Source organism: Pelomonas sp. Root1237 (assembly GCF_001425055.1).
In the GTDB taxonomy this organism is placed as follows: domain Bacteria; phylum Pseudomonadota; class Gammaproteobacteria; order Burkholderiales; family Burkholderiaceae_C; genus Pelomonas.
Genome location: NZ_LMDK01000017.1, coordinates 251,786 through 265,569, shown reverse-complemented (window position 1 = coordinate 265,569; position 13,784 = coordinate 251,786). Strand labels below are relative to the sequence as shown.

12 protein-coding genes are annotated in these 13,784 nt (G+C 68.9%); 2 read left to right on the top strand and 10 right to left on the bottom strand.

Annotated features, from left to right (window positions below; all coding sequences use genetic code 11):
• Positions 1 to 71 precede the first annotated feature (71 nt).
• Positions 72 to 206 (bottom strand): hypothetical protein, encoded by a 135-nt coding sequence (locus ASC91_RS30680; protein WP_268795277.1) that lies wholly within the window; start codon positions 204 to 206, stop codon positions 72 to 74.
• A gap of 211 nt (positions 207 to 417) precedes the next feature.
• The gene (locus ASC91_RS19155; RefSeq protein ID WP_056200365.1) at positions 418 to 663 is read right to left on the bottom strand and encodes a hypothetical protein; all 246 of its coding nucleotides are present in this window, start codon (positions 661 to 663) and stop codon (positions 418 to 420) included.
• Positions 664 to 774: 111 nt separating this feature from the next.
• Here ASC91_RS19155 and ASC91_RS19150 point away from each other — a divergent pair, with 111 nt between their 5' ends.
• Positions 775 to 1,335, top strand: a complete 561-nt coding sequence (locus tag ASC91_RS19150) for a cytochrome b/b6 domain-containing protein (RefSeq protein WP_056200362.1) — start codon at positions 775 to 777, stop codon at positions 1,333 to 1,335.
• Positions 1,336 to 1,412: 77 nt separating this feature from the next.
• On the opposite strand, the gene ASC91_RS19145 is transcribed toward ASC91_RS19150, so the two are convergent.
• On the bottom strand, positions 1,413 to 2,078 hold the full coding sequence (locus ASC91_RS19145) for a type 1 glutamine amidotransferase domain-containing protein (RefSeq protein ID WP_056200359.1): 666 nt from the start codon (positions 2,076 to 2,078) through the stop codon (positions 1,413 to 1,415).
• A gap of 360 nt (positions 2,079 to 2,438) precedes the next feature.
• Between ASC91_RS19145 and ASC91_RS19140 the strand changes: the two genes are divergently transcribed.
• Complete coding sequence (locus tag ASC91_RS19140) at positions 2,439 to 3,167, top strand: ABC transporter substrate-binding protein (RefSeq protein ID WP_056200356.1); 729 nt, start codon at positions 2,439 to 2,441, stop codon at positions 3,165 to 3,167.
• Positions 3,168 to 3,189: 22 nt separating this feature from the next.
• Here ASC91_RS19140 and ASC91_RS19135 read toward each other — a convergent pair whose 3' ends face one another.
• The 7 genes from ASC91_RS19135 to pedF form a co-directional block, all read right to left on the bottom strand.
• Entirely contained in the window at positions 3,190 to 5,298 is a 2,109-nt protein-coding gene (locus tag ASC91_RS19135) for a TonB-dependent siderophore receptor (RefSeq protein WP_082532819.1), read from the bottom strand.
• Between the two features lie 210 nt (positions 5,299 to 5,508).
• On the bottom strand, positions 5,509 to 6,639 hold the full coding sequence (locus ASC91_RS19130; protein ID WP_056200353.1) for a porin: 1,131 nt from the start codon (positions 6,637 to 6,639) through the stop codon (positions 5,509 to 5,511).
• Positions 6,640 to 6,877: 238 nt separating this feature from the next.
• The gene (locus ASC91_RS19125) at positions 6,878 to 9,364 is read right to left on the bottom strand and encodes a TonB-dependent receptor (RefSeq protein ID WP_056200351.1); all 2,487 of its coding nucleotides are present in this window, start codon (positions 9,362 to 9,364) and stop codon (positions 6,878 to 6,880) included.
• Positions 9,365 to 9,385: 21 nt separating this feature from the next.
• Entirely contained in the window at positions 9,386 to 10,327 is a 942-nt protein-coding gene (locus ASC91_RS19120; protein WP_056200347.1) for a beta-propeller fold lactonase family protein, read from the bottom strand.
• A 13-nt stretch (positions 10,328 to 10,340) separates the two neighbouring features.
• Complete coding sequence (locus ASC91_RS19115; RefSeq protein ID WP_056200344.1) at positions 10,341 to 12,458, bottom strand: TonB-dependent receptor; 2,118 nt, start codon at positions 12,456 to 12,458, stop codon at positions 10,341 to 10,343.
• Between the two features lie 35 nt (positions 12,459 to 12,493).
• Positions 12,494 to 13,315, bottom strand: a complete 822-nt coding sequence (locus ASC91_RS19110) for an ABC transporter substrate-binding protein (protein ID WP_082532818.1) — start codon at positions 13,313 to 13,315, stop codon at positions 12,494 to 12,496.
• A complete protein-coding gene (pedF, locus tag ASC91_RS19105; RefSeq protein WP_056200338.1) occupies positions 13,312 to 13,773 on the bottom strand; it encodes a cytochrome c-550 PedF in 462 nt (153 codons plus the stop codon). Before pedF ends, ASC91_RS19110 begins: the two co-directional genes overlap by 4 nt.
• Between the last annotated feature and the right edge of the window lie 11 nt (positions 13,774 to 13,784).

Genomic DNA, 13,784 nt, shown 5'->3' with positions numbered 1-13,784 from the left:
CGGAGGTTCGGGGTCAGGTCTCAAATCTGTAGGCCCGGCCCCAGCGTTGAAGCAGCAAGTTGGTCTGCTGCTCAGAAGCGATAACTCGCGTTCGCACTCGCCAGCCAAGTCCGCCCGGGCGCCGGTTCGAAGAAGCGCCCATTCCCATCGTTGACGATGACCGAGCCCGCGTAGCGGCAGTCCGCCAGGTTGTCCACGCGCAGCATGGCGCCGAGGTCCCAGGGGCCGAGGCTGAGCTGGTAGCCGACGTGGGCGGCCAGCGCGGGCCCGGGGTCAAGTCTTAAATCTCCGGGATTCGGGATTCGGGGTCACGGGATTCGGGGTCAGGTCTTAAATCCAAAGTCCGCGCCCCTGAACGCAGCCGCCGCATCGGGCGTCGGTTTGAGCCGCGGCATCGACGCGACGGCGCCCCTGTCCTCAGAAGAACACGATCCCGCCAAACGCGAAGCCGTTCATCCTGGCCTCGCTGCCCGTGACCCGCTTGGAAGTGGTGCGGCTCACCTCCCCCACCCGCGTCACGCTCTTGGTCAGCCCGTAGTACAGACCGACCGTCACGTTGGTGTTGCTGCGCAGATCGGCCGCCGCGCCATCCTTCAGCTTGCTCTCGCCCCGGTTCAGCCGGAGCTTGGCCGTGGCCCGCCAGCCGACCTGCAGCCGCACCATTCGCCGTTTGCGTTTGCCGCGTCGCCGCCGGTCAACACCTTGCCGTATGTCAACTCCCCGTCAATCCGAGCCCACCACAATCGCTACAACAGTTCTGGCCGCACCATCCCCATGCCCACCCCCCGCTACGACCCCCTCAGCCGCGCCCTGCACTGGCTGACGGCCATCGCCGTGACCGTGGCCTTCATCCTGGGGCCGGGCGGCTTCGGGCGGATGATGCGCAAGGGCATCGACCCGGCCACGCGGCTGGACATCGTCTGGCATGAGTCCCTGGGCCTGCTGGTGCTGGCGCTGACGCTGCTGCGCCTGCTGTGGGTGGCGCTGCGGCCGGGCAAGCCGCGCTTCGAGATGGCGACGTGGATGCATGGGCTCTCAAAGCTGGTGCACGTCGTGCTGTGGGCCTTGATGCTGGCCTTGCCGGCCACGGCTTTGCTGGCCCTGGGCAGCGAGCACCATCCGCTGACGCTGCTGGGCGGCGTGCGGGTGGATGAGTTTCCCTGGGTCGCCGGCTCGCGCCTGGGCGAGGCGGCGGACTGGGGCGACGTGCACGGCCTGCTCGGCGACGTGCTGATGTGGCTGGCCGGCCTGCACGCGCTGGCCGCGCTGTATCACCACTTCCTGCGCCGCGACGGTGTGCTGGCAGCCATGCTGCCCTGGCCGAGCAAGCGCTGAGCCGCTGGCTCGGCCGCAAGCGGCGTTGCCGGGTCATGGAGGCGGCAACGCCGCCGTTCAAGGCGTCGATGCAAAGGTCAGCAGCCCGAGAGCGCCGCGACCAAGGCCTTCGCCACGGCTTCGCTCGAATTCGGGTTCTGGCCGGTGATCAGATTGCCGTCCTGTTCCACGTGGCTCAGCAGGGGCAGCAGCGCGGAATGGAAATCAGCACCGCTGGCCTTCATCTCGTCTTCCAGCAGGAAGGGGACGACGGCCTTCAACCGCGCCAGGAATTCTTCCGCATTGGTGAAGCCGGTGGCGCGGCGGCCCTGGAAGAAAGGCTGGCCGTCGGCGCGCCTTGCGTGCACCAGCGCGGCCGGGCCGTGGCAGACGGCCGCAATCACCTTGCCGGCCGCGTCGTGCCGCGCTACCAGCGTGTGCAAGGTGGCGTCCTTGGCCAGGTCCATCATCGGGCCGTGGCCGCCGGGGATGAACACGGCGTCGAAGGTCTCGCCCTGCACGGACGCCAGCGTGACGCTGTGCCCCAGCGCTTCCAGCGGCATGGCCCATTCCTTGCGCTGCTTGTCGCTCGGTTCCGTCTTGGGGTCCAGCGGCACGGGGCCGCCCCGGGGCGATGCGACCGTGACGGCGATGCCGGCCTCGATGGCAGCCAGGTAGGGCACGGCGAACTCCTCCAGCCACAGGCCGGTCTGATGTTCAGGCGAGAGTTGTGTGGCACTGGTGGTGACGAAAAGGGCGCGCATGGATGGTCTTCAAAGTGGCTACGCGCAAATCTAGGTTGCTGTCAGCTCGGGCCTTGTAGGCGGCAATGCCGCTCGCGACCGCGCGCACACTGAAAGCGCTCGCTTCTTCCGTCAGCTCGCGACGCGGGCCGTCAGAGCTGGGTGTGCAGCACCATCTGCGGCCCGAGCAGCGCGTTCAGCCGCGGGCTCGCTGGAACTGGCGCTTTCGGGTGATCATGCAAGCCTTGCAACAGTCCCTGCCCTCACTGCCTCATTGACCGCCAAGTGTTGCAGTTGGGACTTGAGCCGCCAACCGTCAAGGAATACAAGGGCTCGAATATGGCTGTGAACTGTGCTTCGAACGCCGGAAAGGCTGGGTGCATGATCGCGTTCGCCGTTTCCTGCGCTCTGGCCGGTTCTTGCTGGGCGGCGGATCGGAGGCTGAGCATCGTCACGGAGGAGTGGGCCCCATATAACTACAGTGAAGATGGCGCACTGACAGGGTTTTCGGTGGAAGTCGTCCGGGCGATTGCCCAGGCGCTCAACGCAGATATCGATATTCAGCTGATGCCCAGCATGCGCGCCAAAGCATCGCTGGAAGGCAATCAAAGAACGATGCTGATCACGATGTTGCGAACCCCGGAACGCGAGACCAAATACAAATGGATTGGCCCGCTGGGCGACAGTTCCATTTATTTCTACAAGCGCAAAGGCAATCCTCTTGAAGTCTCGACACTCGAGGACACCAAGAAGGTTCGCTCGATCTGCTCCCGGCGCGGTGGCCTGACGACTTCCAGGATGCAGGCAGCAGGCTTCACCAACCTCGAGGCAGGCGCATCCGACGGCAAAGCCGTTTACAGGATGTTGATATTCGGCAGATGCGATTTGGCCGTCAGCGATTCACCGTTGGGCGTCATCCATCTATTGAAGCAAATGAACTATTCGTTGGATGCGGTCGTTCAAACGCCCGTCAAACTGATCACCTCTCCCATATACATTGCCTGCAGCAAGGACATTTCCGATGCGGAAATCGCTCGCTGGCAGGCGGCGCTCGATAAGCTGAAAAGCTCCGGCGCCTTTCAGGCCATACTCAAAAAATATACTGAGTGAGTGACGCAGCTGTGCCGCGAGCTCAGAATTGATAACGCGCCGAGAGCATGTAACTTCGCCCCCCGCCGGGCAAGACCCAGGCCTGCATATATGAACTGCTGTAGTACAGCCGGTCGAGCAGGTTGTCGATATCGACGGACGCGCGCCACTGCTTGCCCAGTTGCAGCGAGCCGATCAGCTTGAGCGTGGTGTAGCCCGGCAGCTTGAAGTTGTCGGCTGCCACCAGCGGCGCCACGGCCCCCTCGCGTTCGCCCACATGGTTGATGCCCGCGCCCAACGTCGCGCTATTGGCTCCCAGCAGGAAGGCCTGCACCAGCATCAGATTGGCGCTCTGGCGCGGTACGTTGGCCAGGCGCCGGCCGACCAGGAAGGCATTGCTGTCGCGGGTCACCTGGGCATCGGTCCAGGCGTAGGCAGCCGTCAGACGCAGCCCGGGCAGGACTTCGCCCGAGATGTCGAACTCCAGGCCCCGGCTGCGCACCTCGCCGGCAGCCACCGAGAAGTTGTTCGGGTCCAGCGGGTCGGGGGTCAGCACATTGTTCTTCGCGATCCTGTAGATCGCCAGCGTGCTGCTGGTCTTGCCGTCCGCGGTGTCGAACTTGATCCCCAGCTCGCCGGCCCTGCCCGCTTCAGCGGGGAAGGACTGGAACGCGCGGCTGACGCCGCTGTTGGGGCGAAAGCTCCTGGACGCCGAGGCGTACAGCGACAGCGTCTTGCTCGGCTGGTAGACCAGGCCGACGCGCGGCGTGGTGGCGCTGAGGGACTGGGCGATCGTGATGCCGTTGCGGCGGTTCAGGAGCGATTGGTCGTAACTGTCGTGGCGCACGCCCAGCAGCATCTTCCACTGCGGCGACAGGTCGATCTGATCCTGGCCGTAGACCGACCTTGAGCGCTGCGCCTCGCGGGTCCAGGTGGTCAGGGGCATGGGCGGGGCCACCTGGCCATAGACCGGCTCGTAGATGTCGATCACGGAGGCTTCGGCAACGCGGTACTGCTTGCGATGGTCGATGAACCTGTAGGCATCTGCGCCGACCAGCAACCGGTGCACCAAGCCGCCGACACGCAGCCTGCCCAGCAGTTCGAAGCGGCCCGACATGTCCAGCGCCGAGTTGTCGCGGCTGCGGCGCTGGCGCACCAGGCTGCGGTCGTCAGCCAGCAGGAAGCGCGCCTCGGTCGAGATGCCGTTGATCGAGCTGTCGCGGTGGCTGAAGCCGGCCTGGATCGCCCAGTCGTCGTTGAAGTCGTGCTGGATGAAGATCTGGTGGCCTGTCGTCTCGGTGGCGTGCGGGCCGTCAGCGGGCTCGCCCAGGAAGCGCGAGCGGGGCAGGCGGCCCAGTTCACCGCGGATCGCGACGATGCCGCGGTCGAAGTTGGCGCGCTGCCTGGCGTGCTCCAGCTCGTAGGACACGGTGGTGGCATCGCCGGCCCGCCACAGCAGGGACGCCGCCACCATATGGCGCTCGGAGCGCACATGGTCGCGGTAGCTGTCGCCCTTCTCGCTGGCGGCGTTGAGCCGGTAGGCCAGGCGCTCGCTGAACGGGCCGGTCAGGTCAGCCGTGCTGCGCAGGCGGCCAAAGCTGCCGCCCGAGACCTCCAGCGCATGGCCGGGCTGGAACAGCGGCTTCTTGGTCACGATGTTGACCGTGCCGCCCGGCTCGCCGCGCCCGTAGAGCGCCGAGGCCGGCCCCTTCAGCAGCTCGATCATGGCGGTGGCGGCGGTATCGCGCAGCCCGTTGTAGCCGCGGCTGTAGTTGAAGCCATTGACCATGTAGTCGGAACCGAAATTCGGGTCGCCCGTGAAGCCGCGCATCGCGTAGCTGTCCCACAGCCCGCCGAAATTGCTCTGCCTGGCGATGCCACTGCCGAGCTCCAGCGCGTCGGCCAACTGGGTCACACCCGCGTCCGCCAGCATGTCGGCCGACAGCACGCGCACGCTCTGCGCCAGGTCGCGGATCGGCGTGTCGGTCTTCATCGCACCGGTGACGAAGAGGCTGCGATAGGGCTGCCTGGCCGCTTCAACTCTCACGGCCTCCAACTTGTTGCCTTCGGTGCCGGCCGCAGTGACCGGTGGCATGGCTACGGGCTGCGACCAGGCGCCGGCACAGCAAGCCGCCTGGATGAGTGCCGCCATCGCGGCATGAAAAGAGCGGCGCCTGGATTGCAAGTCAGCTCCGGGTCAATCGGGCCTCAGTTTGCCTCGGCGCTGGCAGGCCTGCCAGGAGTCTGCGCCGCGCGACCCGCACGGCGGCGGCGCGGACTGCTTTCGCAGCCGTGCAACGCGAATCAGATATTTGCCAGGATTAACGCCCTCGCCGCGTCGCCGCGAGGGCCGTGCGATAGGTCAGAAGAACACGATCCCCCCCAGTGCTACGCCGCTCATCTTGGCGTCGCTGCCGGTCACCGGCTTCGACGTCGTCCGGCTCACCTCCCCCACCAGCGTCACGCTCTTCGTCAGCCCGTAGTACAGCCCCGCCGTCACATTGGTGTTGCTGCGCAGGTCGCTCGCCACGCCATCCTTCAGCTTGCTCTCGCCCCAGTTCAGGCCGAGCTTGGTCTTGGCCGTGGCCTGCCAGGTGGCTTGCAGCAGCACGTTGGTCTGCTTGCGGTTGCCGCTGTCGCCGTCGGACAGCACGCCCAGGCCCTTGCCCGATTGCAGATTGGCCGCAAAGCCCAGCGCGCCGAGGCTGACGCTGGCGCCGACCTCGGCGCCGTTCATCGTGAAGCTGGCAGCGCCGCCGGTGCCTTCGAACTTCTGGTGCTTGACGCCCACCCAGGCCTTGCCGCCATTGAACTTGGCGGTGGCCAGGGCTTGCAGCTGCGGCTCGTTGCGGCCGATGGCGGCGCCGGCGTCGACGGGGCTCATCAGCGCGACGGTGGCCGAGAAGCCGCCGCTGGCGGGCAGGCTGTAGGCGATCTGGCCATACGTGCCGAGGTAGGTGTAGCCGGAGCCGATGTGGCCGAGCGTGACGCGGTTGCGCTGGGTGGCGCTGACGGGGGCGCCGGCGCCGAGCAGGGTCATGTCGCCGAGGATGGCGGACTGGCCGAACAGGCCGTAATCGCGGCCGAGCTTGACGCTGCCCATGTCGGCATTGCCGAAGGTGACAAAGCCCTGGCGCACGTCGACGTTGCTGTTGTTGGAGATGGCGTCGCCCGAGGCGACGGCCGCGCCGATCATCAGCGTGGCCTGGATGTCATAGCCGTCCTGGCGCGTCTTGGCCGTGGTGGTGAGGGCATTGGGCAGCAGGCCGTTGCCGATGACGGTGCGGCCATCGGTGCCGCCGCAGCCCAGGCCCTTGGTCGCCAGCGCCACGCCGCCGACGGTCTGCGAGCCGGAACAGCTGGTGTGGGTGTAGTAGGCGTTGATGATGCCGCCCAGGCTCAGGTCCCATTCGCCGGCCTTGAAGTCGGCGGCGTGGGCTGTGCCCGCGGCGGTGAGCGCGGCGGCGATGAAGGTGCGGGTGTTGATGTTCATGTTGTCTCCGGTTGTGGTTTTGGGCAGGGTGCTTTGCGCAAGCGCTGTGCCAGTACCGGGCTGGAGCGAAGTGCCCACGCGGGCGTTGCCGCGCGGCGCAGTGGGAGCCATGACGCGTGCCGCGCTGGCACGCTGCTGCGGGTGTGCCCCGACGCGGGCTGTTGCGTGGCGCGGGCGCGCGCTGTGCCGCCGTGCAGCGTGGGTGTGGCGGCGCGCAGCAGTGCCCGAGGGCTTCTCGCTAGAAGTTGAACTTCACGCCCACCGCCACGCTGCGCGGCGCGCCTGGCGCGTAGAACGTCGCGTGGCGCAACGGGCGGTCGCCGTTCGCGTTGGCGGCGAAGGGCCGGCTCTGAAAATTGCCCGCGCTGTCGAAGCCCGTCGGCCCGAGCTGCGCGGCGGTGGCGTAGTCGCGATCGAACAGGTTGTTGACCTGGGCGAAGAGCTTGAGCCCCTTCATCGGCTTCCAGGCCGCGTTGATGTTGACCACCGCGTAGCCGGCGCTGCGGCCCGCGCCGAGGTAGTACGTGTCATCGGGCCGGTGCAGGCCGTTCTCGTTGCCGCGCGCTGCTGCGCCGCTCATCGCGATGGCGTCGGCGCCGAGCGACCACGCATCGCCGAGGTCGAGATCGGCATAGAGCTTGAGCATGCGGCGCGGCACCAGCGGCATGTGGTCGCCGGGGCGGGTGGCGATATTGCCGTTCACGCCGGGCAAGCCCGCCTGCGCCGCATCGTTGCTGCTGTTGGACGCGCCGTTGACGCGCTCGGCCGTGCGGTAGGTGGCGTCCAGCAGCGTGAGGTTGATGCCCGCCGCCAGGCCCTTGGCGGGCTGCCCGCTCAGGCCCAGCTCCACACCCTGGCGGCGGGTCTTGCCAAAGTTCTTGAAGTAGCCAAAGCCTGCCGCGTCGTCGGCGACGAAGAGCAGGTCGTCGCGGTTGTCGGAGCGGAACACGCCGACGCTCCAGGCCAGTGGCCCGCCGGCGGCGCCGCGAATGCCGGCCTCCACCGTCGTCGTGACGACCTGCCTGAGTGGCGGGTCGCCGGCCATGGCGTTGGGCAGCTTGCAGGGGTTGGCCGGGTCGGCGCAGCCCAGCTCGATGGAGGACGGGTCGCGGCTGCCCTGGCTCACGCCGGCCCAGGCGTTGACGCCGGCCACCGGCGTGAAGGTCAGGCCCAGCGCGGGGTTGAGGCGGCTGAAAGCGTGGTCGCCGTCCAGTGAGCCCGGGCCGGCGCCTGGCGTGATGGCATCGCGGTTGCGCGCCGTGCTGTGGTTGTAGCGGGCGGACACGGTCAGGTGCGTGCCACTCGCCACCGTGAGCACGGTGCTGGCGAACAGGCTGAGCGTGCGTGTGCGGCCCGCCAGGTCCACGCGGGTGTCGTAGGGCGCGCCGTCCACGTTGCCGCCGCCCACGCCATCACCGAAGGCGCCGACGCCGGTGATGCTGCGGTCGGCATTCAGGTAGCCCAGCTCCGAGCCCTGCACGAAACGGCTGCGGCTGAAGTCGGCTGCCGCGCCGATCAGGGACTGACTGGGCAAGCCAAGCAGCCGACCGTCGTAGCCGAGCTGCGCGTTGAAGCCGGCGTTGTGCTGGTTCGTGCGGGTCTGGTTGATGACGCCGTTGCACTTCTCGCCAGGCTCGTCCTTCAGTAGCGCCTGGGCGATGCAGCGCCACTTCGGGAAGGGCGTGTTGGCCGCGCTCTCGCCCGCGGTGGGAAAGCCGGTGTAGCCGGCCGCCGCCAGCGCCGCGCGATCGGCGGCACTGGGCTGGTAGAGCGACTGGTCGAGCGCGTCGTCGTTCAGGTCGCCGTTGTAGGTGCGCGTGCGGATGCTGCGGACGTAGGCGTTGCCGGCCAGCGTCCACTGCTCGCCGAGCGAATGAGAAAGCGCGAGGTTGAGCAGTGCCGCGCGGTTGCGGGTGTTGTCCGGGCGCGTGTAGACGCTGGCGCGGTCACGTTCGAGAAGGCGTTGCTCCTGCAGGCCGTTGCCGTTGAGGTCGGTGTCGGCGAGCGACGCGGTCAGTGCAATGTCGGTGTCAGCGTTGCGGTGGCCGAGCTTGGCGAAGAGCTGGTTCACGTCGGACTTTGAATCGACCCGCCAGCCGCGCTCGCGGAACTTGTGGCCGGTGACGTACCAGTGCGTGCCGCCGGCGCTGCCGCCGCCCACCTCGAACTCGGCGGCGCGGCGGCCGTGTGAGCCGGCCGTCAGCTGCAGCGACGTGCCCGGTTGCTTCAACCCGTCCTTGGTCTGCACGCTCAGCGCACCGCCCAGGGTGTTGAGGCCGAACAGCGGGTTGGAGCCCGGGTTGAGCGCGATGGAAGCGATGGCCGCCTTGGGGATCAGGTCCCAGCTCACCACGTCGCCAAACGGCTGGTTCAGCCGCACGCCGTCGAGGTAGACCGACAGCCCCTGCTGCGAGCCCAGCAGCGGCGAGGCCGTGTAGCCGCGGAAGTTGACGTCGGGCTGCAGCGGGTTGCCCTGCATCTCGTTGAGGTGGACGCTGCCCAGGCGCCGGTTCATGAAGCTGGCGAGGTCCAGGGCCTGACTGCGCTCCAGGTCGGCGGCGCGGGCGGTCTGCACGGCGGCGGGGATCCAGTCGCGCGGGATGTCGACGCCGGCCACCGGCGACACACCGACGACCTGAACCCGTTCGAGCTGGATCTGGGCGTGTGAGGCGGACGCATAGGCGAGTGCCAGCGCCGCCCAGCAACTGCTGTGGCGGTGAGTCATGGGGTTCCCCGGTTGCCGTTGCTAGCGGATCACCACGCCCCAGGGCAGCTTGCCCACCGCCACCTCGGCCACGCGCTGCAGCGTCTCGGTGTCGATGACCGACACCGCGCCTGAGCGCCCGCAGGCCACATAGAGCTTGCGGCCGTCGGGCGTCAGCGCCATGTTCCACGGCCGCTGGCCGACCGGGATGGTGGCGACCAGGGCCATGCGCTCCACGTCCAGCACCGAGACGGTCGCATCGCCGCCGTTGGAGATGAAAACGCGCTTGCCGTCGGGGTGCACGCTGATGCCATTGCTCTTGGGCCCGGCCATGAGCTTGTCCTGCACCGAGAAGGTCTGCATGTTGATGACGTAGATCTCGCTGGACATCTCGGCCGCTACAAAGGCCCGCCGCCCGTCGGGCGAGAAGCCGATGCCGCGCGGCCGCGTGCCGACCGGGATCTGCGCGACCTGGGCGCGCTTGTCCACGTCGATGACGTCCACCGCGCTGCCCTCCTCGGCGCTGACCAGCACCCAGCGCCCGTCGGGGCTGAAGACAGCGTGCTCGGGGTTCTTGCCGCGCACCTTGACGGCGAAGCTGCGCGCCATCGTGCGCGTGTCGACGAAGACGATCTCGTTGGCCTCCTCCACGGCGGCCACGACCCAACGGCCGTCGGGCGACTGGCCCAGGCCTTCGGGCGATTCGCCGAGCGGGATCTCGCCGGTTTGGCGCCGCGCGGTCAGGTCGATGACGACGAGGCGGTTGCCGGGCTGGTCGCTCACGTAGGCGCGGCGGCCGTCAGGGCTGATGACGGCGCCGCGCGGCTTGGCGCCCGCGGGCAGTTCGTAGAGCACGGCGTCGGTGGCGGTGTCGATGACGCTCAGCGTGCCCGAGCCCTCGTTGGACACATAGGCCAGCGGGCCGGCATGGGCCTGGGTGACTGCCGCGGCAAGCAGGGTCAGGGTGGGCAACAGGCGGGCCATGAAGGTCTCCGGTTCAGAAGCGATAGCTCAGGTTGGCGCTGGCGAGGAAGGTGCGGCCCGGTGCGGGCTCGAAGAAGCGGCCGTTGCCGTCGTTGACGATGACGGAGCCGGCGTAGCGGCGGCCCGCGAGGTTGTCCACGCGCAGCAGGGCGCCCAGGTCCCAGGGGCCGAGGCTGAGCTGGTAGCCCGCGTGTGCGGCCAGCGTCGCGTAGCCGGGGGCGGCGTCGTTGTTGAGGTCATTGACGTAGACCTTGCTCAGCGCGCGCGCCTCGGCGCCGAAGCGCCAGCCGCTGGCGGGCTGCCAGGTCAGCGCGCCATAGACCGCGGTGCGGGCAATGCCGGGGATGCGGTTGTCGGCGTTGACCTGTTGGTTGGCGGCAGCGCAGGGCGTGGCGGTGCAGGTCAGGAAGCCGTCGCGGTAGCGCGCGTCCAGCCAGGTGGCGGCGACTTGCGCCTGCAGCGTGGTCGCGAGTTGGAACGAGCCCGAGGCTTCCAGGCCACGGCGGCGTGTGGCGCCGGCGTTCTGGTAGGTGGCGCGGCCGCCCAGGCTGGTCTGCGTGACGATCTCGTGCTCGGTGCCGGTCTGGAACAGCGCCAGCGCTAACTCGGCGCCGTCCCAGGGCCGGGCCTTGATGCCGGCCTCGATGCTGCGGCTCAGCGACGCCTGCAGGCCGAAGTTCAGGCCCGTGGCGCCGCTGGGGCGGTAGGCCAGCTCGTTGAGCGTGGGCGTCTCGAAGCCGCGGCCGGCGGCGGCGTAGACGCGCAGGCGCTCGCTGACCGCGAAGCTTGCGCCCAGCACCGGCAGCGTGGCCGAGTAGCTGGCGGCGCCGCTGTCGTCGGGGTTGGTCTTGGTGATGTAGGCGTCGGTCGAGCGGAAGTCGACCTTGCTGCGCCTCACGCCGGCGTTGAGCAGCCAGGCCGGCGTGGGCCGCCATTCGGCCTGCAGATAGGGGTCGGCGTTGCTGACGTGGTTGCGCTCGTCGCGGCGCAGGGCACCTTGCACGCCCAGCGTCGTGCCGATGAAGTTCTGGGTGCCGACGCGGTGCTCGCTCAGCTCGTCGGCGGCCACGCCGGCGATGACGCTGGCGGTGGCACTTTTCCAGCGCCAGCGCACATCGGCACCCTGGTAGTCGCGCGCCAGGTCGATGACGCCACCCGGATGCAGCGCATTGGCCTGCGTGGCCACCGGGATGGACTGGAACTGCATCGTCGTGCGATGGCCCTGGTAGACCATCACGCGCAGGGTGTTGGCGCTGTCGATGCCGTGCTCCAGCACCAGGCCGCCCTGCTGCTGCTTCATCGTCTTGCGGGTGTTGAAGCTCAGCGCGCCGGGGTCGACGCCGCGCGGGTCGGTTTGCCATTGGGCACGGGTCAGGCCGAGCGGGTCCTGCGCCTCGGGCAACTCGACGCTGTTGGCGATCAGCGTCAGCTGCGTGTCGGCGCCGAGCTTGAAGTTCAGCCGCGCGTTGCCCAGGCGGCGCTCGGTGGCGCTGTGCTGGCGGTAGCCGTCGGTCTCGAAGCGGCTGGCGCCCAGCGTGTAGCCGATGGCGCCTGCGGTGCCGCTGGCAGACGCGGCCACGCGACGCAGGCCGTCGCTGCCAAAGCTGACGCCGGCGTCCAGGCGCGGCGGGCCGGCGGGGTTCTCGGAATAGATGCTGATGACGCCGCCCGAGGAGTTGCCATACAGCGCCGAGAACGGCCCGCGCAGCACCTCGACGCGGCCCACGGTGCCGATCTCGACGTTGGTGATCTGGCCCTGGCCGTCGGGCAGGGTGGCGGGGATGTCGTCCACGTAGACGCGCACGCCGCGGATGCCGAAGCTGGCCCGCGCGCCAAAGCCGCGCACGGAGATCTGCACGTCCTGAGCGTAGTTCTGGCGGTCGCGCGCCAGCAGGCCCGGGACGGCGCCGAGGCCCTCGGAGATGTTGACCTGGGCGCGGCCGGCGCGCAGCGCGTCGCCGTCGATGCGGTTGATGGAAGCGGGCACGTCGAAAGGCGTGGCTTCAGTGCGCGTGGCGGTGATGACGACAGGTTCGAGGACGGTCGGTGCGGGTGCGGCGTGGGCGGCCGCGCTGGCGGCTGCCAGCGCGAGTGCCGTCCTTCGCGCCGCGGGCGCGAATCTCTTGTTCATGGGTATCTCCAGATGCGGTCGGGCCGGCTCAACTCTCAGGCCGGACGCCAGGCCACTTTGTACTTGGTGAAGATCTCGGCGACGCGGCCTTGGCTGACCAGTTGGTTCAACGCGTCTTGCAGGGCCTGGGCGAGGTCGGTGGCGTCGCGCTTCACGGCCATGCCGGCCGCCCAGCCGTCGCGCGGCGCACGCGGCGACGGCAGGGGCTCGATGCGGTAGGCCGCGTCGCCGGCCAGCACCGTCTCCAGCTCCGACGCCAGGCCGGCGGCGGCGGCCACTTCGCCGCGCTGCAGTGCGCGGGCGGCCTCGCAGCCGTCCTTGAACTGCGTCAGCAGCTGCTCCCGGTAGGCGCCTCCGTCCGCACCGATCATCAGCCAGCCGGCCAGCGTCTGGCCGGGCACGGCCACGCGGCGTGTGCCGAGCTGGGACAGCGTCTCCAGCCGTGGCAGCTCATCCACACGCCGCGCCAGCATGACGCGCTCACGGTAGTAGGGGCCGAAGATGCGGGCCTGCGGCGTGGCCTCGATCAGCGGGCGGTCCACCGGCACGTGCATCAGCACGTCGGCCGGGCCGTGGCCGAGGTAGTGGCCCTTCCAGACCATGTTGCGCAGGTCGTCGTTCATGTTCTCGTCGGCATTGAAGGCCAGCGGCGCGAACTTCACGCCCAGGGCCTCGGCCAGCGCCTGGCCCAGCTCCATGTCGATGCCCTTGCCCTTCACATGGAAGGGCGGCATGTCCTCGTACAGGCCGACGATGAGCCGGCCGCGCTCGCGCACCTGGGCCAGCGTGGCGGCGCCCGCCCCCGTGCCGGTGAGGGCGCTGGCGGCGGCCCAGGCGAGGATGTGGCGCCGGTTCACAGCGGCTTCTCCCGGCGCACTTCCAGGTAGGACTTGATCGCCCACATCGCTTCCTGCGTGAACACGCCCTCGAAGGGCGGCATGTAGACGGCGCCGTTGCGGCTGCGGCCGTGGCGCACGGTGTTCAGGAAGTAGTCGTCGTTCTCCTTCACGCAGGCGGCCTTTTTGGCGGCGTCCTTCAGCGTGCTGCAGTCGTTGTCCAGCCGGCGCAGGTCGGGCGCAATGCCGCCCGAGATGGCCTCCAGGCCGTGGCAGCGCGCGCAGTTCTGGTTGAAGGCCGAGCTGCCGATCTTGATGGCGGCCTCATCGCCGCGAAACGGGTTCTCGGGTCGCCAGCCTTCGCCCAGCTGGGGCAGGCTGCTGGTGTCCACGGCCTGGGGGGTGACGTCGCCGTGGGCCCAGGCCACGACGGCCGCGACACACAGGCTGCCGGCGATGTAGCGGGGATGGAATTTCATGGGTTTGTCTC